The sequence below is a fragment of the Bradyrhizobium sp. HKCCYLS3077 genome (assembly GCF_051167555.1).
GTDB lineage: Bacteria > Pseudomonadota > Alphaproteobacteria > Rhizobiales > Xanthobacteraceae > Bradyrhizobium.
In genome coordinates this window covers 54,288-75,899 of record NZ_JBNPTH010000013.1, presented here as the reverse complement: position 1 = coordinate 75,899, position 21,612 = coordinate 54,288, and the positions used below count along the sequence as shown (strand labels likewise).

Below are 21,612 nucleotides of genomic sequence, written 5' to 3'. Positions count from 1 at the left end.
GAAGATGGTGTTTCCAGCTGACAGCGGCGACGATCTCGCAATGAGCCACGACATCAATGTGACGCCGTTCATCGACGTGATCCTGGTGCTCCTGATCATCTTCATGGTGGCCGCTCCGCTCGCGACAGTCGACGTGCCGGTCGATCTTCCGAGATCGACGGCACAGCTGCAACCGCGACCCGACAAACCTATCTTTGTCACGCTGAAGGCCGATCGCTCGGTCGCGATCAACGACGGACCGGTGAGTCGGGACGATGTCGGGCGAGCGCTCGATGCCGCCAGCAGCCACGACCGCGAGAAGCGGCTGTTCGTGCGTGCTGACAGCGCGGTGAGCTATGGTGAAATCATGCAGCTCATGAATTTGCTCCGGACAACCGGCTATACCAAGATCGCCCTGGTTGCGCTGGAGTCCCCGCCCGGCACATGAGCAGCATGCCAACGCATTGGTCCGACGACGACGGCCGCGCACGACGCGCGGGATGGGGGCTCGCAGCCACCGCTGTGCTGGCCGCACACACCGCCGCATTGATCGGCTATCTGGCATTGTATCGACCCGCGGCCGGTCTGGCTGCCGCCCCCGTCGTGACCGTCGAATTCATGCCGCCTTTGACCGAACCCTCGTCTCAGACGGTCGGCGCTACCTCAGCACAGGACGCGATCGACCGCAAGCCGGTCGAGGAACCAGCCCCGCAGCCCGCGCCGTCTCCCGAAGACACGGCCTCAGAACCGGAACAGCAGTCGGCTTCGACCCTGCCCCCTCAGTCGTCGGAGCCCGCCCAGCAGATGTCGCAGCCAATGGCACCATCCGAGACGGCCGAGCAGCCGGTCGCGGTGCAGCCGCCGGTGGAGACAGTGGTCGAGCGGCCAGCGCCCGCGGCACCCATTCGTCCTCCGATCGCCCAGCATGCGAAGACCGAGCCCCACGATCGCAAGAAGCCGGCTGCAAGACCGGCCCAGGCCGCTTCGGCACAGGCCGCCAAATTCGTCGCCCCGCCAAGGCATCAGGACGCAGCAAGTGTCGGCGCCGATGATGGACGCGCGGCGTGGCTTGGAGAGCTGAGGGCCAAGCTCCTCCGCGTCAAGCAGTATCCGGCCGCAGCCGCTGCCGAGCATCGGACCGGGACTGTCCAGCTCAGCTTCACGGTCAGCCGCGACGGCCGCGTTCTGTCACGCCACATCCAGCGCAGCTCGGGCTCGTCCGCGCTCGATCAGGAAGTCCTGGCTATGATCGAACGCGCGCAGCCGCTCCCGCCATTTCCGCCCAGCATGCCCCAGGCGCAGACCGCCCTGACCGTGCCGGTCACCTTCGCTCCCTGAGATGCCGGGGTTCGGTCCGGACAGCGCCAAGCTCGGCAATGTTTTCGCAAATCAACTCATCGCACCATTGCCCATTGCGCGAGCGGACAAGTTGCAGCGGGCCATCCAGAGCGGACGTTGCTGCGTACGCACGCCATGGGTCAGCCGGCCAGATCCCGATCGCCGTCTTTGACGAAGATCACGTCATGCACTGCATCGCTTGCCGGACACGATGTCGGAATTGTACGGCGGGCGAGCCAAGAGGAAATGAGCATGCTCCCTCGAGATCGATCAACAAGTGACCGATTTGTCCACGGGAGCCCAAGTGCCCATTGAGCAGCCGGTAACCCGACGTAAAGAGCTCACGTCGTCACCGGGCAGTGACGGGGTGTCCTACAAGCTCACCCGCATGCTGAAGAGGAACGTGCGCGGATCCCCGACCGTGATCCAGTTCGTCTTGCTTCCGGACGACGGATAATAGGTCGTATCGAACAGATTGTTGACCTTGAACGACAGGGTCGTCAGCGGTCCTCCGGGCTGCGGCTTGAAGCTGTAGGAGATGCCGGCGTTGGCGACCACGTATGAAGGAAGGAAGAACGTGTTTTTCGAGTCGACCGCATTCCTGGTCGCACCGCTCAGACCCGCCGACAGCGTCAGGCCGTCGAGCCGACCGTCCATGAAATGATAGGCGCCGAAGAGCGCGAAGATGTCACTGGGCGCATTGACGACCTGCTTCCCGATGGTGTTGTTCGTCGCAATGTCGTCGGTCACCCAGACACGCTGATGGCTATAGGCGACATTGACGTCCAAGTTCGGCGTGACTTTGCCGAGCAGCGACAGCGCAACGCCCTCCGAACGCTGAGCCTGCTGAAAGGTCAAGGCACTGCCGATCAGGGTCTGGACGTTGGTCTTGTCGATGCGGAACACTGATGCCTGCGCCAGCAGCTTTCCATCGAGAAACTTGGCCTTGATGCCGCCTTCATAGCCGGTGCCCTGCTGAGGCAGGATCGGCCCGACAAACTTCAGGTTCACGCCGAGGCCCGTCGCGTAGATGTTCGGACGATAGGACTGCGCGTAATCGGCAAACAGCGACGCGCGATCATTGATCTTGAAAAGCGCCGAAACCGACGGCAGGAACGCATACGAGGTGTAGTCCGTCTGGGTCGATCCGGCATAGCGCTGATACTCGTAGATCTGGGCGTAGCGGCCGCCTCCGGTCAAGGTCAACTTGCCGAGGGTGACCGCATCCTGCGCGAACACGCCGAGCTCTCGGATCTTTTGCAATGAGAGCGGCTCGCCGGCCGGATGGCTCGTTGCTGTGAGAGCCGGAATATTGGCCTGACCGTAGATTGGATTATAGAGATTGAACCCGTCAAAGCTCTTGCTGTTGTAGACATCTCGCTCGGTGAGCTTAGCCTCGTAATAATCAACGCCGGCCTGGACCTCATGGTGCAGGATTCCGGTATCGAACCGGTGAGCGCCGCTGAAGCCGATCAGACCTTGATCGGTCAGACGGCCGTCAGGCCCGTTGGTGGAGTAATAGCGCTTCAAGTTTCCAGTTGCGGCATTGAAGTCCGTCTGGTTGTCCGACCGGATCACGGACTGGTTCATGAGCGTGGATGCGTACGAATATTTCAGATGAAAGTCGGTATTCTCGTCCAGATTATAGTCTGTATGGCCATGTACCCAATCATATTTCTCGCTATAGTTCGAAAACTCCTCCGAATATGAAATAGTTCGCGGGATGTTCAGCGGCGCATTGTTGAAGCTGGTCACACCGCGGTCATAAGGCTGCCGGTTCTGTCCGTGCTCGTAGGCGAGGACCGAAGTCACCATGTCGCTATAATACGCCAACGTCGGCGCAATGAGCTCATCGCGGCTGACCGGATTGCCGGTGCGCCAGGGATCGTTCTTTGACGCACTGGCGACAAACCGATAGGCAAATACGCCATCAGCCGTTTTGTACAGCGGCCCCGTCGCATCGATCGAGCCTGCGAAGTTCTTGAAATCGCCGCTCGGCAGACCGCCGAGGAACTCCGCCGTGTAATGGGCTTCCGGCAAAGGCAGCTTCCGGTTGACGTTCAAGACACCGCCCTCGGACGAATAGCCATAGAGGTAGGAGGCCGGACCGCTGAGAACTTCCACGCTGTTCGAGTTCGCGTTCAGGGCGCGATTCATCGGCGCACGTACACCGTCGACCAGCAGCCCGTTGCCACTGCCGATCAGGATCGCGTCCGTCGTGTTGACTTCGAACCCCTTAAGCGTGAGGTAGTCCGTGTTGCCGCCGGTGCCGTTGCCGGCATAAACACCCGGGATGCTCCGAGCCGCTTCGACGAGGCTCTGCGGCATCTGCTGCTGAAGCGTCTGCGGGGTGACGACGTAGACCGAGCGGGGCGTGTCGAGGATCGGCTTGTTCGTCCCGGTCACATCGGATGTCTCAGCGACGGCTCCGTTGTACTTGCCGCCGTAAGGATCGTATTTCGGCGGAGCAGAGACGACGATTTCAGGGACGGCGATCGGAGCCGTCCCTCCTGCAGATTGAGCAAGGGCGTTTTGCGCAACCGTCGTCAACAGCATTGTAAGTAGACTGCGTCTCACCATGTGCCCCGATCCCCTCAGCGATTTGCTATTAGCTTGACTTGATAGCTAGGAATCGATTCAGGCAGCAACACAGCGCAATTTCGCCAAACGCAAGGTTGAGACAAGAGAGGCGGCTAATTTCCAAAATTTCCCGAAATTCGATTAAGCAAATTCCCTTGGTCAAAGCATCATTCGTCCCGGCAGGCTGCCATTCGGACGACCGGGTCGCGCGAACGACGCGTCCTGGCCACGCTGAAGAATACTCTCGTCCATGACGTGCTTGATAGTTGCCGATACCGATCGCTGATTGTCGCCTTGCAGATTGCATCCTGCAGCACCGTCGAACGACTCGCGTCACAGCGCGCGTGTGTGACCCGCGCCATGGTTGAACTTGCGGCGCCGCCGGCCGGCGTCGTCCCGAACAACTTCCCGCCCGCGCTCAACAGCGACCATGGCTTGAGGCCGTCGCCCTATCCCGTGAATGCGTGAAGCCTCGTCAGCGTCTGGGAGTGCGCAACAAACGGCCCGAACAGCGCGGAAACGCTGATCAGTGCGGCCAAGGCACGTCGCGATTTGACCATGGGTGCTTGCTCCATGGACTGGTTACATTGGGTGCTTTCCGTGATGTTGACTAAGCGGGACGAGGATCCGCCCTCATCACCGCCAATTGGTTCAGTTGCCGTGTATGGACGCTCAAGCCGCGCATTTTGGAGCGGCATCGCGAAAGTCTCGCGACGTCTGTTTCAATGCCGTCCCGGACGAAGCTGGTACATTCACCCGGTGAGTTAGTCGAAAAATCCCTTCATGGAAGCATAGAACCGGTACAGGCCGTCGGGATCGGTCAGTCCGCGCGTGCGCCGGACCCAGTCGCGCTTCTCGAAGAGCCGGGGTCCTTGCGGATTCTCGTCAGATCCCACGGCGTCACCGAGCTCCCAGAGTTCTCGCCCGTCGGCATGATAGTGGGTGAACATGATCCGGCGCGGGATGTCGGGATTGCGGGCTATCAGCGAGCCATGCAGCAGGTCGTTGGAGAAGATCAGAACGTCTCCCCTGCGCAGCATCACCGGAACAGGCTGAGCGCCGGTCTCCTCGATCCAATCGGCGAGGATCGCCATCGAGTGATCGCCGACCGCGCCGTGCCAGCTCAGCCAGTCTTCGGCGCTGCCGCCTTGCCGCCACAGCTCGTGCAGGCGGTCGCGACCGTCCGGAATGGCATCGAGCAGCCGATCCGGAAATGAGGCGAACGCGATATGAGATCGCGGCAGCACCCACATCGGGCCGGCATCGAGATGAACGTCGTCGACGGGAGTCCAGGCGATCGCCCGGCCGCCCGGCGGGCGGGTCGCCATTCCGAAATTATGGAGATGGGGCGTGCCGCGTCGCGCAGCGTTGACCGGCAAGGCGCCCGGGGATTGAGCGAGAAGCCGCGTGTAGCGCGCCACCGGCTCCTGACCGAACACCTGGTGAAGGGCGTCGCGAATCGTTGGATGCAGGGCAATTTGCTCCACCGCATCGATCTCGTTTCCTGCCTGCGCCAGCCTCACCATGGATTCGATCCGATCGCGGGCGGGCGCGGTCGACGGAGCGACGAGGTCCGGACGCAGCTCGCGCAGCGTTGCGAGCGACGCCGCGCAGGCATCGATTTCAGCGGCGGACAGGACGTCGTGAATAACGATGTATCCCTCGCGGGCAAACGCCTCATGCCAATCTGATCGAAGCGTCTCTGCCGTTCTTTCGACGAGCTCGGTCATTGCGTGCCGCCCTCCATGGCCTTGACCAGGCTGCGCGGACGCATGTCGGTCCAGTTCTCGTTCACGAAAGCAAGCGCCTCGGCGCGCGCGGCGTCCCGCAGCCGGACCTCCCAGCCGGGAGGAACGTCCGCGAACGCCGGCCAGAGCGAGTATTGCCCCTCCTCGTTGATCAGAACCAGGTATCGGGCGTCAGGATCTTCGAACGGGTTGGTCATGAGAGGATCTCCTGCTTGTGAGCTTGTGTCAGTAGGCCGTTGAGGGTGTGACAGATGCTGGCGAGCGGGCCGGGTTGCAGCATGTCCCCGTGGCGACAGGGAATGAGGTGGCGATGGAGCGTCCCGTCAACCCGGTCCCTCCAATCGAACGGCGGCAGGGCGCCGGCATCCGCAATGAAGAGATGCGCATCACCTTCCAGACGGGGCGGCTCCCAACCCGTGGCCAATCGAACGTTGTTTCGCGTGATCTCGACGAGCGCGTCGATGTCCCTTGCACTAAGCGTCGCGAGAGCACCACGATCGGCCAGCAGCGCCTGGCGCAGGGACCTGGCTTCCTTCCACCGAGGAACCGCGCCTAACATCGCGACCTGATCGGCAAGCAATTCATCGTCATGGACCGGCATGGCTTGATCCGCAGCGCGGACCGGATAGGCGTCGAGCAGCGTGACGATCCCCGGAGCCTCGCCCTGCTCTTGCAGGCGGCACGCAATGGCATAGGCGGTCAAGCCGCCGAACGACCAACCGAGAAGGTGATATGGACCTTTCGGCCGGACCCTGCGCATGGCCGCCAGATAGTCCTCCGCCATCGCCTCGATGCTCGAAGCAAGCGTGTCGCCGTCCTTGAAGCCGCGGGCCTGCAGCGCAAAGATCGGCTGATCGGCCGGGAGATATCGCATCAATCGCGCATAGACCCAGCTCAGCCCGCCACCCGGATGGATGCAGAACAGGGGCGGCCTCGTCCCGGCAGCTCTGATCGCAATGAGACCCTCCAAGGGATTCCCCTCAGGGGCGACGTGATCAATGCTGTTCGCCAGGGCTTCGACCGTCGGATTGTCGAACAGCGTGCGGATCGAGCAATTGACCTGGAAGCGGGCTCTGACCAGCCCGATCAGACGCATCGCACGCAGCGAGTCGCCGCCCAGCGCAAAGAATTCCTCGTCGACACCGACCTCGGGCAGGCCGAGAACCTCGGCAAACAGTCTGCCCATCTCTTCCTCTCGCCTGTCACGCGGGGCGCGCCTGCTGACGGACACAGCGCGTTCCGGCGCGGGCAGCCGGTCGCGGTCAAGCTTGCCGTTGCGGGTCAACGGCATGTGGTCGAGCATGATGATCTGCGACGGGACCATGTAGCCGGGCAGGTAGGCGGCCAGCGACGCCCGCAGGCTCGCCTCGTCATGCACGGCATCCTTGCTCAGCACGACATAACCCACGAGCCGCCGATACCCCGGCTCGTCCTCGCGCAGGATCACGGCCGCCTGCCTGACGCCATCGACCAGCGAGAGCCGGCTTTCGATTTCGCCGAGCTCGATGCGGAAGCCGCGCATCTTCACCTGATGATCGGAGCGGCCGACATAGGCCAGGCTTCCATCCTCGCGCCGCAAGGCCAGATCGCCGGTCCGGTAGAGTCGTCTGCCGCTGCCCGTCGGATCGGCGACGAAGCGTTCGGCTGTGAGATCGGGGCGCCCGAGGTACCCCCGAGACACGCCGCCTCCGCCGACGAAGACCTCGCCGATGAGTCCGCTCGGCACTTCGCGCAGCGCCGTGTCGAGGAGGTGAATTTCGAGATCATCGATCGGGATGCCGATCGGGCTGCCGCCTCTCGTCGGCGAGACCGGCAGGAGGAGATGCGTGACATGGACCGTCGTCTCGGTGATCCCGTACATGTTGACGAGCTGCGGCCGATCGGTTCCGAACCGGTCGAACCAAGGACGCAATTTGTGAACGTCGAGAGCCTCGCCACCGAAAATAACCCAGCGAAGCGCTAAACTCGCAGCGAGCTCGGGCTGCAGTTCGATCGCGTCCAGGAGCTGGTAGAACGCCGACGGGGTCTGGTTCAGGATCGTGACTGCCTGCGCCTCGAGCAGCGCCAGGAACGCGCCAGGGTCGCGCGACGTCTCCCACGGCACGATGACGAGACGACCGCCATGCAACAGCGCGCCCCATATCTCCCAGACCGAGAAGTCGAACGCCGTCGAGTGGAAGAGAGTCCAGCAATCCCGTTCATTGAAGGCAAACTGCCGCGTGGCCGTGAACAGCCGCAAGACATTCGCGTGCGTCACCACCACGCCCTTGGGGCGCCCCGTGGACCCGGATGTGTAGATCACATAGGCGGCTGCCAGCGGATGCGCCGTGATGCCAGGCGGCGTTGAAGGCAACGAGGCGATACAAGATGCGGTCTCAGGATCATCCAGGACGACCGCCCTGATGCCTTCGCGCACGGAAGGGTCTGTAGCTGTCACAGTGACCAGGACGGTCGCACCGGCTTCGGCCAGGATGTCAGCAACGCGGGCGGCCGGAAGCGCTTCGTCGAGTGGGATGTAGCAGCCCCCGGCCTTGAGGATCGCCAGCATCGTGATGACCTGCTCCCGACCTCTCGGCAGAACCATGGCCACGGATTGACCGACGCTGAGGCCCAAGGTCACGAGATGCCGGGCGAGCCGGTTGGACGATGCATCAAGCTCGGCATAGGTGATCGTCCGGTCTCCATCGACGATGGCCGTCGCGCCGGGCCGCTGTTCGACTTGGCGCGCGAAGACATCACAGATCGAACGTTCGGGCTGATCGACCTCAGCGCCCCCCAGCGCCGGTGGTACGGACGATCTTGTCGTTCCAAGAGCTCCTACGGGCCGATCGGTCTGCCGCGAAAGATCCTCCAAAAGCGCAACGAATTGCGCGGCAATTCCCTCGAGCGTTGCTTCCGGAATGATGTCCGCTCGGGCGTTGAACCTGATGTCCAGCGACTCGCTCGGTACGATGACGATCGACAGCGGATAGTGCGCGAAATCGACGCTCCAGACGCGGGCGACCGCGAGCTCTCCCACCGGTCGAGCAAGCGCGGCCCGGTCGAGCGGGTAGTTTTCGTACGCGAGCAGCGTGTCGAACAGATCGCCCAGTCCGATGGCCCGCTGGATGGCAGTGAGGCTTACATGTTGATGCGACAGCAGCGCGGCTTGAGAGGCCTGAACCCGTTGCAGAAGAGCATGGGCGCTTTCGTCCGTGCGTAGCACGACCCGCAGCGGAAGCGTGTTGATGAACAAACCCACGCTCGTCTCGACACCTGGCAATTCCGGCGGCCGCCCACCGATCGTGATGCCGAAGACCACGTCGTTGCGTCGCGTGAGCCGTCCGAGCAGAATGGCCCAGGCGACCTGCATCACGGTGTTGAGGGTCAGATCGTTGGCGCGTGCGAGGGCGAGAAGGCCGGCCTCCGTGTTCAGGGCGAGGCGGCGCCTGATCTGCACGTGCGAGCCGTCGCCCGGCGCGGCGGCGCCGGCCAATCGGACCGGCTGGTTGAGTCCACGCAAGGCGTTGAGCCAAGCGCCGATCGCAGCTTCACGATCCTGCGCGGCGAGCCAGGTGAGGTAGTCCTTGCGCCGCCCCGGAGAAACCAGTTCCGCCGAGGGATCAGCGTGCAGTGTCATCAATTCGCGAATGATGTTCGGGATCGACCAGCCGTCGACGACGATATGATGGAAGGTGCAGAGCAGACTGTGATGCTGCGCATCACGGCGAATGAGGCGGAAGCGGACCAGCGGATCGGAACGATCCAGCCGGAAACCCGCGCAGCGATCCTTATCCATGATGTCGCGAATGGCCTGATCGGGGGCGACGTCGCTTTGCTGCGGCAGGCTCATGACCCGCCAGTCGAGCGGCACCGTGCGGCGGATCGCTTGCACCGGCCGCGCATCGCTGGTGTCGAGGAAGGTCGCCCTCAGGCTGTCATGCCGGTCGATCAGACGAGTGGCTGCCGCGTGCAGCCGCTCCTCATCCAGCGGACCTTCGAGCTCGAGAACGACCTGCGACACGTAGATGGCGCTCGCCTCTCGCTCGTAGCGGGCGTGGAACAGGAGGCCTTCCTGGAGCGGGGCGAGGGGTAGAATATCGACGGCGTCCGGAACGGCCCTGAGGAGGCCGTTGACCTGCTCCTGCGATAGCGCGACGAGCGGGAAATCTGACGGCGACCGCCCTCCCCCGCCCCGCGCCACCGAGCTCGCAATGTCAGCAATCGCAGCGTGCCAATGGTCAGCGATCGCCGTGACGTCCGACGCACCGATCAGACGGGGAGCGAATGACCAATCGAGGTCAAATGTGGACCGCCCCTCCCCCTCTCGGGTGATGGCATTGACGGTCAGGATATGTGCGAGCGGTAAGTCGTCGTCGGCGCTCGCGGCGAATTCGTCGAGCGCTCCTGTCGAACGCCCCAGGTAGTTGAAGAGAATCTGCGGCTCAATCCCATTGGCGGTCAGACTCCGGGCGTCCGCGTCGCCGTTCTCGGCCAATGCGCGGAGGATGCCGTAGCCGCTGCCATCTCCCGGCATGCGTCGCCGCTGCTCCTTGATGGTCAGCACCGCATCATCGATCTCGTTCGACGACTCGTCGAGCGACAGTAGGAGCGGATACATCACGGTGAACCAGCCCACCGTGCGCGAGACATCGAGAGACCCATGCCCGCGTCCGTGGCCTTCGACAGCCACGAGCAGCTTCGGCCGTGCATCTCCTTGACCCTGACGCCAGCGCTTGACGGCGACCACGAGAGCCGTCAGCAGGATATCGTCAATGCTCGCGGCGAAGGCTTGCGGGATCGGCCCAAGCAGCGCTCGGGTCACCTCGTGCGGACAGGTCGTGCGGAGCACCTGCCGCGTCCCGAACGTATCGCGTGCCCGGTCGAGGGAGACGTTCGGCAGCAGCTGGCCCGCTGAATCGAGCTGCCCGTGCCAGAACGGGAGCTCGTCCCGGCGCGACGAGGCATCGCCGGCCATCTCGCGCGCGTAGGCGGCAAACGGCGTCGAGGGCTGATCGAGCGCGCGGCCGCGAAGAAGATTCTCGAGATCCTCGATCAGGATCCGCCAGGAAACACCATCGCAGACGAGATGATGCAGGCAGAGCAGCAGCCAGAGCCGATCCTCACCGGCAAAGATCGTCGCCCGCAGCATGACGCCGCGTTCGGGCGAGAGAGCCGAGGCCAGCCTCTGACGCTCCTCCGCAAGCTGCGCTCTCCACTCCGTCGTTGCCGCGGCCTTCTCTGAGACGTCTGGTGGTGTGGCTGCTTCAACCGGCAGGATCGTGATGGCGTCGGCAAGCTGCTTGGCGCGGAGCATCTCGTGACGACGCCAAAGCGTGCCGACGGCTTCGATCACCGCGGTGGAGGTGGTGTCCGACCCGAGGTCTATGACCACCGACTGGGCGTAGCACCCGATGGGACCGCCGCGGCGCGACAACCATTGCATGATCGGTGTCGGCTCGAATGACGTCGCCGCGGCAGGCCGCGCGGCGGCGTCCGCCTTCACGGGCCGGGCTGCGGCCGCAAGGGCGCGCACCGTCTGCAGCTCGAACACCTGTTGCGGCTTCAGCACATAGCCGGCGCGACGGGCGCGGCTGACCAGTTGGATCGACAGGATGGAATCGCCACCGAGCGCGAAGAAGCCTGCGTCCGCGCTGACGCGATCGACCTTGAGAAGGCCCGCGGCGATCTGCGCGAGTGCGCGCTCAGCCTCCGTCTCCGGCTCTACGAAACTCTCGGCCTTGGGCGTCGGTGTCAGCAACCCCGCCCGATCGATCTTGCCGTTGGCCGTCAGCGGGAACTGGTCGAGCATCACCAGATCGTCCGGCACCATGAAGTCCGGCAGCCGGCCCGCCAGCATCTCGCGCCAGTGCGGAGGCGCGGCGCGGGCAACGGCATAGGCCACGAGCCTCTGCCGCCCCGCCTCGTCGGACCTCGCCAACACCAATGCCTGATCGATGCCCGGCAGTTCGAGAAGCGCCATCTCGATCTCGGCAGGTTCTATCCGGTGACCCCGCATCTTGATCTGATGATCCGTGCGGCCGAGGAAGACGAGCGCGCCATCGCCTCGGCGCTGCACGAGGTCGCCGGTCCGATACATGCGCGCGCCTGGACCGCAGCAGGGGGCCGCGACGAAGCGCTCGGCTGTGAGATCCGGCCGCCGGAAATAGCCGCGCGCAAGTCCGGCGCCCGCAATGTACAATTCTCCGGGGAGTCCTTGAGGAACGGGTTGCAGCGCCTCATCGAGGATCAGGAGCCGGGTGCCGGCAATTGGCGCGCCGATCGCGACAGCGCCCGCTTCCGGATCGTCGGCACGAACTTCATAGGCCACACAGCCGACGACGGTTTCGGTCGGACCGTACTCGTTGATGAGGCGTGTGTCGGGCGCCCCTCTTCGCCAGGGCTGCAGCGTTTCCGCCGCAAGCGCTTCGCCGCCGATGACGAGCCGCCGCGCCAGTCCGGCGAGACGTTCCACAGTGGACATCTGCGCCAGCAATCCGACTTGGGTCGGCGTCAGCTTGAGCAGGGAAAGGCGATCACGTCGGTCGGCCAGCAGATCGAACTGGCGCGCTTCGTCAAACAGAATGACGCGTTCGCCGGCCAGGAGCGGCAGCAACAAACTCGTGATGGTCGCGTCGAACGCGAGGGACGTGGTGACCGCCGCGCCACCGCCCTCGCCGAGACCGTAGGCGTCGATCGCCCAACCGGCGTAGTTTGCAAGCCCGCCCCGGGTGACGACGACTCCTTTCGGTCGTCCCGTCGTGCCGGAGGTGAAAATGAGGTAGGCCGGGCTGTCAGGGGACGGGAGGACCGTGGGAAAGCGATCGCCGCTCTCGCGGGCATCGACCAGACTGATCTTGGACCGCATGCGTTGCCTTGCGGCGGCGTCGCCGAGCGTCAAGCTGACGTCGGCTTGTGCGATCAGCGCCTCGAGCCTCGCATCGGGGTACTTCGGGTCGAGCGGCACGAACGTGGCGCCGGTCTTCAGAACACCGATGAGCGCGGCCACCAATTCCGCTCCGCGCTCGAAGAGAAGCGCAACCCGGTCTTCCGGCCTTACGCCTCTGTTCGTCAGGCGCGCGGCGATCGCATCCGACCAGAGATCGAGGTCTTTGAAAGTCAGCCAATCCGCCCCGCTCTCGACAGCAATCGTCGCCGGCCGGCGAACGACCTGCGCGTTGAAACGGGCGATCACGTCTTGGGCTGGCGCCACTGGATCTGGACCGCTGATCAGTCCCGGCTGCAGATCTTCGCGAGAACTCGCTCTCAGGGCGCCAACGGCCTGGTCCGGGTTGGCGCAAAGCCCGATCAGAAGATGCCGAAAGCGGGTGAGCAGTTCGTCCCCGACACCCGGCTCGAACAGATCGGCGCGATAGTTGAGCCTGAAGGCGAGCTGCTTGCCTGGTAGCGCCAGAAACGAGAGCGTGTAGTGAGACGTTTCACGTCCCTCGACGGCGTCGATGCGCAAGTCGCCGGCGCCGAGGCTTGCCTCGCGATCGGGGAAGCTCTCGTACACGACCAGCGTATCGAACAGCTTGCCGTCTGCGATGCGCTGGAGATCGGCCAACGGCACGTTGGGATGCGCGAGCAGGAAGGCGACCCTGTCCTGAACGGATTGGCAGAGCTGCCGCAACGTCATGTCCTTCCGGACGGAGACCCACAGCGGGAGCGTATTGATCAGCAGACCGACGATCCGGTCCGCGCCTGAGAGTTCGGGCGGCCGGCCCGAAACCGTGATCCCAAACGAAACCTCGTCCTGGCGCGTCAGACGCGACAGCAGAACCGCCCACGCGGTCTGCACCAGCACGCTGGGCGTGGTGGACAAGGCTGCGGCACAGGATGCGACCGCGGAGGTTTCCGCAGCGCTCAAGGAAGCCCGCGCAACGGCGTGGAGCATCGACCGGCTCTTATCCTTCTTCTCGACCAGATGCGTGAGCGGCGGAGCACCGGCAAGGGCTTCGGTCCAGGACTTGAGAGCCTCGACCCGGTCTTGAGCGGCCAGCCATTCCAGAAAGCGGCGATGGGGAACGGCCGCCGGCAGACCGACACCGTCATACAGCGCGGCGAGATCTCGCATCACGACCGGAATCGACCAGCCATCGAGAAGAAGATGATGCAGACTGAGGACCAGCAGCGAGGTCCCGTCGTCTCGTTGAAGCAGCGTGAAGGCGACCAAAGGCGGCTGCGCGGGGTCGAAGCGTCTGGCCTGGTTGGACGCGAGCCAGGCCTGCTCGTCATCCGCATTGGCGATGCGGACCTCTTCCCAGCACAGCTCGACCGCGGACAAGACGATCTGGATCGGACGATCATGGCCCTGGTGCTCGAAACATGAGCGCAGGACGGCATGTCGCGCGACGAGCGCAGCACATGACGCACGCAGGCGGACCGGATCGACTTGCCCACCCAACCTCAAGACCAGTTGGACGAGATAGGTGTCATCGCCCTCGTCGTCATAAAGCGTGTGAAACAGCAGTCCTTCCTGAAGCGGCGTGAGCGGAAGAACATCCTCGAGCTGCGGCCGCCGCGCAGCGAGCCCATCGATCTCGGCCTGTGACAGGTTGACCAGCGGAAGATCTGCCGGCGTCAAGATCGGACGAACGTCGTCCCTGCCCGCGAAATCGAGGACGGATCGGAGGGCGTCGTCCCACGACCGAGCCAGTGCTTCAACGGTCGAGCAGGCGACGAGATCGGGGGCCCATGCCCATTCGATCGAAAAGACAGGACCGGACCTGTCATCCCTGATATGCGCAAGCACCTCGATGGCATGCGCGACAGCCATATCGGGATCACGGACAACGCCGAGGGCCGGATGCTCAAGCGCCGGCAGCCATGATCCCGCTCCGTCACTGAAGCGGCCGAGATAGTTGAAGCAGATCTCAGGCGTCATAGCATCCCGAAGCAGCTTGCCTTCGGACTCGTTCAAGTAGCGCAACAGCCCAAACCCCACGCCATTGGCTGGGATCGTGCGCATGGCCTGCTTGACGCTGCGCATGAGCGCCGGAAGTTCGGCTGCTCCGTTTCCGGCAGGACCGCTCAACACCGCCGGAAAGAGGCTCGTGAACCAGCCCACCGTCTGGCCGGCGTCGATCCCCGCGACGACGTCTTCGCGTCCGTGTCCCTCGACGTCGATCCTCAGTGCACCATCGTCCGACTGCGCGGTCCGGCGGACAGCCATGAGAAGCGCCGTCAGCAGAAGCTCGTGGATCTTCAGGTTCAGCCGGCCGGGAGCGGCGAGGAGCGATCTCGTCTCCGCCGGCGTCAGAGAGCTGGTCATGCGATTGACGAGCGCGACGCGGTCGCGGGCCGCCATCAGCGGGCCTGACGCAAAGCTGATCGTGGATGCGTCCAGAACCGCGCGCCAGTAGGGAATTTCGCTGACCACCTCAGCGCTTCCCGCAGCGTCACTCAGTCCGAGAGCCCAGCTGCGGAAGGTCGAGGGGGGCGGCGGAGGCTCGGTACCATTCGCGAACGCCTGCCACAGCGCCGCAAGTTCGTTCATCACGATGCGCCAGGACACGCCGTCGATGGCAAGGTGATGGATTACGAGGAGCAGACGGCGTCCGAGATCTCCGGACTCGGGTACGAGTCGCGCCTGCAGCAGCCGGCCTTCGAAGGGCTGAAGCTGCATCGCGGCCTCCTGCGTTGCCACAGCAACGTCGGCCCCGGCCGGCAATGTGGCAACCGAACCGGCATGGAATCCGGCTTCGGCCGGCCGCACCTCGAGGGTCCAATCGGCGTTGAGACGAAGCCGCAGCGCATCGTGGCGGGCGGCAAGCCGATCGAGCAGCAAGGTCACCGCGGTCTCGGTCAAATCGACGGGGACATCGAGCAGTACGGATTGGCTGAAATGGGCGCTCTGCCCTCGATCCCTCAGCCAGAGCATGATCGGCGTTGCCGGCAGCGATGTCCCCGGGATCGGATCGGACGAAGGACCATCGGCAGCCCGGCTGGCCACCAGCGCGAGTCCGGCGACGGTGGGATGACGGAAGACCTGGCGCGGGCTGATGGCGAGGCCGCGCGTGCGGGCACGCGCCACCAGCCGTAGCGATGTGATGCTGTCGCCGCCGAGATGGAAGAAGTTTGAGTTGGCATGGATGTCGGGAGTGGCGAGGAGGTCCGCGAAGATGTCGGCGATGATCATCTCGGTGGGCGTCGAGAGCGGGACGGCGCTCTCGCCCCAGCTCCCGGCCCGCGGCGCGGGCAGCGCGGCGCGATCGAGCTTGCCATTGGCGTTGAGCGGCAGCGCCGCAAGGCTGACGAAGACACCCGGCACCATGTAGTCCGGCAGCGTCTCAGCCAGATGAGCGCGCAGCTCCGCGGCCGGCGGCATGGTATCGCGCGCCACGACATAGGCGACCAGCGAGGCGACACCCGATCCGAGGTCGCGCGGCACGACCACGGCGTCCTTGACGGCGGCATGACGCACCAGACGCTCTTCCACTTCGCCGAGCTCGATCCGGTAGCCGCGGACCTTCACCTGATGATCGGAACGGCCGAGATAGTCGAGGTTGCCGTCGCTGCGCCACCGCACGATGTCGCCGGTGCGGTACATCCGCTCGCCGGGGGCGCCATGGGGATTGGCGACAAAGCGTTCGGCGGTGAGACCTGGGCGGTCGAGATAGCCGCGCGCCAGCCCGACGCCGGCGAGATAGAGATCGCCGGCGACACCGGGAGGCAGTGGCCGCAGCGCCTCGTCGAGGACGTAGACGGGCCGGTTGCGCAGCGGCCGTCCGATCGGCGGAACCTCGTCGCCGCTGCCGGGAGCGTGCCAAGCGGTGGCGTAGACCGTGGCCTCGGTCGGACCATAGACGTTGGAGATGCGGCAGCCGGGGCGTTCAGCCCGCAGCCGGCGGACGAGGCGCGCCGGCAACGCCTCCCCCGCCAGCACGACGGCGGACAGAACCGGCGGCAGGCCGGCGTGGTCGAGCAGACTCGCCAGCGCAGACGGAACGCCGCTGATCATCGCAGCAGGGCCCGCATCATCGGCATGCTCGGCGAGCGCGAGCAGGTTCTCCAGCAGGTCGATGCGCCCTCCCCGGCACAGCGGCGCCAGGATCTCGAACACGGAGACGTCGAAGGCGAGCGATGTCGTCACGAAGACGCGGTCGAGGCTGCGCCCGTAAGTGTCGTGGGCCCAGGCAATGAGATCGGCGACACCCCGCTGCTCGACGACGACGCCCTTGGGCAGGCCGGTCGATCCGGAGGTGTAGATGACATAGGCGGCGTTGCCGGGGGCCAGGCGGTGATGGCCCTGATGCGGAGACGGGTCGGTTTCCTCAGCGGCGAGCGCACCGTGACCGAGACGCAGGCAAGGCAGGTCCGCAGGCAGGCGCTCCACATTGGCGTCATCTGTCAGCGCGAAGCGAACATGAGCGTCGCGGATCACCGCGGCGATGCGCGCCGGCGGATAGGTCGCATCGAGCGGCAGGTAGGCAGCGCCGCTCTTGAGCACGCCCATCAGCGCAGCAATCAGATCCGGCGTCGTGCGCGACATGACGAGAGCGACGCGGTCCTCGGGCCCAAGGCCCTGGGCCAGCAGCGTGTGGGCGATCCGGTTGGCGCGACGATTCAGCTCGTCATATGTCCAGGCAGCGCTACCGCAGACGACCGCCGTGGCGTCGCGCGAGCGCTGAACCTGCGCTTCGAACCACGCCGCGGGCAGCCTCTCGGGCAGCGGAGCGGCCGTCGCATTCCAGCGGCCGAGCACCAGATCGCGCTCTTCCTCCAGCAGCAGGTCCACCGCGCCCACGCGGCCATCCACGTCAGATGTCAAACACGACAGAAGATGCAGGAAGCGCCTCGCAAACAGGTCGATCGTCGTCGGGGCATAGAGCGACGTGCTGTATTCGATCACGGCGCTCATGCCGAGCGGCCGCAGATCGGAATCCCGGTAATCGCGAAAGGTGAACGACAGATCGAACTTCGACGTCTTGGTCGACACCGCGCGGCGTCGAATCGACAATCCAGGTGCGCAAGGCAACGGATCGGCGTTGCCAAAGGCCATCATCACCTGGAACAGCGGATGGAGAGAGAGCGAGCGAGGTGGATCGAGAAGCTCGATCAAGCGCTCGAACGGCAGAGCCTGATGGTCGTAGGCGGCGAGATCTGCCTCACGCACCCGGGCCAGCAGAGTTCTGAACGACGGATCGTCTCCAAGGTCGGTCCGCAACACCAGCGTGTTGGCAAAACATCCGACCAGGTCGCGAAGGACGGGATCATGGCGTCCATCGATCGGCGTGCCGATCGGCACATCCGTTCCAGCGCCGAGCCTGGACAACAACACGGCGAGCGCCGCATGGATGAACATGAAAGGGGTGGCATCGGCTTCGGCCGCGAGGTCAAGGATACGGCGATGCAGTTCGACAGGAATAGCGAAATGATGCTCGTCGCCGCTGTCGTCGAGAACCGCCGGACGGACGTAGTCGGTTCGGGGCGTCGCTTCCTGCGGCAGGCCGTGGAGGGTCTCCGTCCAGAACGCTTCGTCATCCGGCGGGCTCGATCCCGGCGAGCCATCTCCGCTCTGCTCGGAGAGAGCGAAATCCGCATATTGGAGAGGCAACGGAGCCAGCATCGTGGGGCGCCCGGCGTGCCGATCTGCATAGCTATGGATGAGATCCCGCAACAATGGCGTCAGCGACGCGCCATCGATCGCGATGTGATGCACGGTCAGAAGGAGAACATGCAGCTCCGGAGCAATCCGGAACAACACCGCACGACAGGGAATGTCATGCTCAAGATCGAAGGGGGTTCGTCCTTCGGCGAGGATCGATGGGTCGACTTCTGCCGCTTCGACCTGCACGATCTTCGGTTCGAGGCTGATGCTCGTTTCGGCGACGACGATCTGAAACGGCTCGCCGTCCTCCTCGCCGAAGCAAGTCCGAAGCGGCTCGTGGCGCCGAACGACATCGTTGACGGCGTCACGGAGCGCGGCCTCATCGAGGTGACCCGCAAGCTCGATCGCCACGGGAACGTGATAGGCGGGCAATGATCCCTCGAGGCGATCCAGCAGCCAAAGACGGCGTTGGGCCCTGGAGAGCGGGATGCGTTCGGGCCGTGGAGTGAGACGGGTCCATTGCGGCTTGTCATCACTCAGATCGCCGCTGGCGGCTTCTCTCTCAACATGCTGCGCAAGCATGGCCACGGTCGGCGATCGGAACACCGTGCTGAGCGGCCAGCGTCCTCCCATTCGGCTGCGCAGGGCAGCGACCAGGCGAACGGCCAGCAGCGAATCCCCGCCGAGATGGAAGAAGTTTGCGTTGGCATGGATGTCGGGAGTGGCGAGGAGGTCCGCGAAGATGTCGGCGATGATCATCTCGGTGGGCGTCGAGAGCGGGACGGCGCTCTCGCCCCAGCTCCCGGCCCGCGGCGCGGGCAGCGCGGCGCGATCGAGCTTGCCATTGGCGTTGAGCGGCAGCGCTGCCAGGCCGACGAAGGCACCCGGCACCATGTAGTCCGGCAGCGTCTCGGCCAGATGAGCGCGCAGCTCCGCAGCCGGCGGCATGGTATCGCGCGCCACGACATAGGCGACCAGCGAGGCGACACCCGATCCGAGGTCGCGCGGCACGACGACGGCGTCCTTGACGGCGGCATGACGCACCAGACGCTCCTCCACTTCGCCGAGCTCGATCCGGTAGCCGCGGACCTTCACCTGATGATCGGAACGGCCGAGATAGTCGAGGTTGCCGTCGCTGCGCCACCGCACGATGTCGCCGGTGCGGTACATCCGCTCGCCAGGGGCGCCATGGGGATTGGCGACAAAGCGTTCGGCGGTGAGACCAGGGCGGTCGAGATAGCCGCGCGCCAGCCCGACGCCGGCGAGATACAGATCGCCGGCGACACCGGGAGGCAGTGGCCGCAGCGCCTTGTCGAGGACGTAGACGGGCCGGTTGCGCAGCGGCCGTCCGATCGGCGGAACCTCGTCGCCGCTGTCGGGCGCGTGCCACGCGGTGGCGTAGACCGTGGCCTCCGTCGGGCCATAGACGTTGGAGATGCGGCAGCCGGGGCGTTCAGCCCGCAGCCGGCGGATGAGGCGCGCCGGCAACGCCTCCCCCGCCAGCACGACGGCGGACAGTTTTGGTGGCAGGGCGGCGTGATCGAGCAGGCTCGCCAGCGCGGACGGAACGCCGCTGATCATCGCGGCGGGACCCGCATCGCCGGCATGCTCGGCGAGCGCGAGCAGGTTCTCCAGCAGGTCGATGCGCCCTCCCCGGCACAGCGGCGCCAGGATCTCGAAGACCGAGACGTCGAAGGCGAGCGATGTCGTGACGAAGACGCGGTCGAGGCTGCGCCCGTAGGTGTCTTGGGCCCAGGCAATGAGATCGGCGACACCTCGCTGTTCGACGACGACGCCCTTGGGCACGCCGGTCGATCCGGAGGTGTAGATGACATAGGCGGCGTTGCCGGGGGCCAGGCGGTGATGGCCCTGATGCGGAGACGGATCGGTCTCGTCAGCTGCGAGCGCATCATGGCCGAGACGCAGGCAAGGCAGGTCTGCAGGCAGGCGCTCCACATTGGCGTCATCTGTCAGCGCGACGCGAACATGAGCGTCGCGGATCACCGCGGCGATGCGCGCCGGCGGATAGGTCGCATCGAGCGGCAGGTAGGCAGCGCCGCTCTTGAGCACGCCCATCAGCGCAGCAATCAGATCCGGCGTCGTGCGCGACATGACGAGAGCGACGCGGTCCTCGGGTCCGAGGCCCCGGGCCAGCAGCGTGTGGGCGATCCGGTTGGCGCGACGATTCAGCTCGTCATATGTCCAGGCAGCGTTACCGCAGACGACCGCCGTGACGTCGGGCGAGCGGCGCACCTGCGCTTCGAACCACGCCGCGGGCAGCCTCTCGGGCAGCGGAGCGGCCGTCGCATTCCAGCGACCTAGCACCAGATCGCGCTCCTCCTCCAGCAGCAGGTCTACCGCGCCCACACGGCCATCCACGTCAGATGTCAAACACGACAGAAGATGCAGGAAGCGCCGACGAAACCGCGCGAGGTCCTCGTCGTTGCGCCGCCCGGCATTGGCGTTGAAGTCGATCCGCAACATCGGGGTGTCGCCGTTCGGGTAGGCGACGACCGAGTAGTCGTCGACCGGACCATTCGACAGGTTTTCCAGCTTCGCGGTCTCGTCACCGAATTGCAGAAGGTCGAAGAACGGGATGACGTTGACCACGACGGAGGTGAGCTCGTCCCCTGCTCCGGTCAGGGACAAGTCGCGGCGGATGTCCTCGAGCCGTGTACGCTGATGCTGGAGCGCGGCTTTTACCTTCAACCGGATCTCGGCCAGAAACTCGCGCCAGCTGACGCGGGGATCGACGGCCAGCCGAAGCGGAACCACGTTCGAGACGGTGCCCGGCGTGCTCCGCGCCGCTGCTGCGGAACGCGCCGAAACCACGAAGCCGATGACGGTATCGCGAGATCCACGGCTTGACGACGAGATCACCGCCGCAGCGGCACAGAGGATGGTTGCGATGCTCAGGCCGGTCGTCGCAGTCACCATCCCAAGAGCGGAGGTCAAACCTGCGGAGAGATGTTCCGTCTGACGTCGAAAGCCATTTCCATCCGGATCATGCGCTCCTGCGGATGCACCATGAACGAAACCATCGAGCTCGTTTCGCCAATAGGCGCGATCCTGTAAAGCTCCGTCGGACGCACGATAGTCGCGATCATCACCCAGCAGCTCTGCGAAAGCCCCGAAGGGCCTCGGGGAGGTCTCCCTGCCCGAGATGAGCCGGCTGTACGTGTCGGCAACGCGCTTGGCAAAAAGCGCGCGTGCAAAGCCATCCATCGCAATGTGGTGGAAGAGCTGGCACCAGACGAAATGCCCGTCTTCGAACAGCAGCAGCAGCGAGCGCGCCAGACAGTCGCCCTCGATGTCGATGGGCACGGTGAGCTCGTGCGCCAGTCTGGCCGACAGATCGGCGTCCGAGCGGAGCAGCATGTCCTCCTGCACGAGATGCCAGCGCGGCCGCACACCGAGCCGTTGGACGGGTCCCCG

At 64.9% G+C, this 21,612-nt stretch carries 6 protein-coding genes; 2 read left to right on the top strand and 4 right to left on the bottom strand.

Features of this window, described 5'->3' with window-relative positions; translation table 11 throughout:
* Positions 1 to 4: 4 nt before the first annotated feature.
* Positions 5 to 427, top strand: a complete 423-nt coding sequence (gene exbD / locus ACQR0Z_RS34435) for a TonB system transport protein ExbD (protein ID WP_434921610.1) — start codon at positions 5 to 7, stop codon at positions 425 to 427.
* A 74-nt stretch (positions 428 to 501) separates the two neighbouring features.
* Complete coding sequence (locus tag ACQR0Z_RS34430; protein ID WP_434921609.1) at positions 502 to 1,317, top strand: TonB family protein; 816 nt, start codon at positions 502 to 504, stop codon at positions 1,315 to 1,317.
* 372 nt (positions 1,318 to 1,689) lie between these two features.
* Here the strand turns inward: ACQR0Z_RS34430 and ACQR0Z_RS34425 are convergent, their stop codons facing one another.
* The 4 genes from ACQR0Z_RS34425 to ACQR0Z_RS34410 all read right to left on the bottom strand — a co-directional run bounded on the left by ACQR0Z_RS34425 (position 1,690) and on the right by ACQR0Z_RS34410 (position 21,555).
* Entirely contained in the window at positions 1,690 to 3,873 is a 2,184-nt protein-coding gene (locus tag ACQR0Z_RS34425; protein WP_434921608.1) for a TonB-dependent siderophore receptor, read from the bottom strand.
* A 788-nt stretch (positions 3,874 to 4,661) separates the two neighbouring features.
* Complete coding sequence (locus tag ACQR0Z_RS34420) at positions 4,662 to 5,627, bottom strand: phytanoyl-CoA dioxygenase family protein (RefSeq protein WP_434921607.1); 966 nt, start codon at positions 5,625 to 5,627, stop codon at positions 4,662 to 4,664.
* Positions 5,624 to 5,842 (bottom strand): MbtH family protein, encoded by a 219-nt coding sequence (locus ACQR0Z_RS34415; RefSeq protein WP_434860054.1) that lies wholly within the window; start codon positions 5,840 to 5,842, stop codon positions 5,624 to 5,626. The genes ACQR0Z_RS34420 and ACQR0Z_RS34415 overlap by 4 nt, the downstream gene beginning before the upstream one ends.
* Positions 5,839 to 21,555: an amino acid adenylation domain-containing protein gene (locus ACQR0Z_RS34410; RefSeq protein WP_434921606.1), complete on the bottom strand. Its 15,717-nt coding sequence runs from the start codon at positions 21,553 to 21,555 to the stop codon at positions 5,839 to 5,841. The genes ACQR0Z_RS34415 and ACQR0Z_RS34410 overlap by 4 nt, the downstream gene beginning before the upstream one ends.
* Positions 21,556 to 21,612 lie beyond the last annotated feature (57 nt).

What these genes read in the sequence shown, in the direction of transcription:
- ACQR0Z_RS34425 (WP_434921608.1), bottom strand. Translation starts at nt 3,873, where the DNA reads ATGCTGTTGACGACGGTTGCGCAAAACGCCCTTGCTCAATCTGCAGGA.
- ACQR0Z_RS34415 (WP_434860054.1), bottom strand. Translation starts at nt 5,842, where the DNA reads ATGACCAACCCGTTCGAAGATCCTGACGCCCGATACCTGGTTCTGATC.
- ACQR0Z_RS34420 (WP_434921607.1), bottom strand. Translation starts at nt 5,627, where the DNA reads ATGACCGAGCTCGTCGAAAGAACGGCAGAGACGCTTCGATCAGATTGG.
- ACQR0Z_RS34410 (WP_434921606.1), bottom strand. Translation starts at nt 21,555, where the DNA reads ATGCTGCTCCGCTCGGACGCCGATCTGTCGGCCAGACTGGCGCACGAG.
- exbD (WP_434921610.1), top strand. Translation starts at nt 5, where the DNA reads ATGGTGTTTCCAGCTGACAGCGGCGACGATCTCGCAATGAGCCACGAC.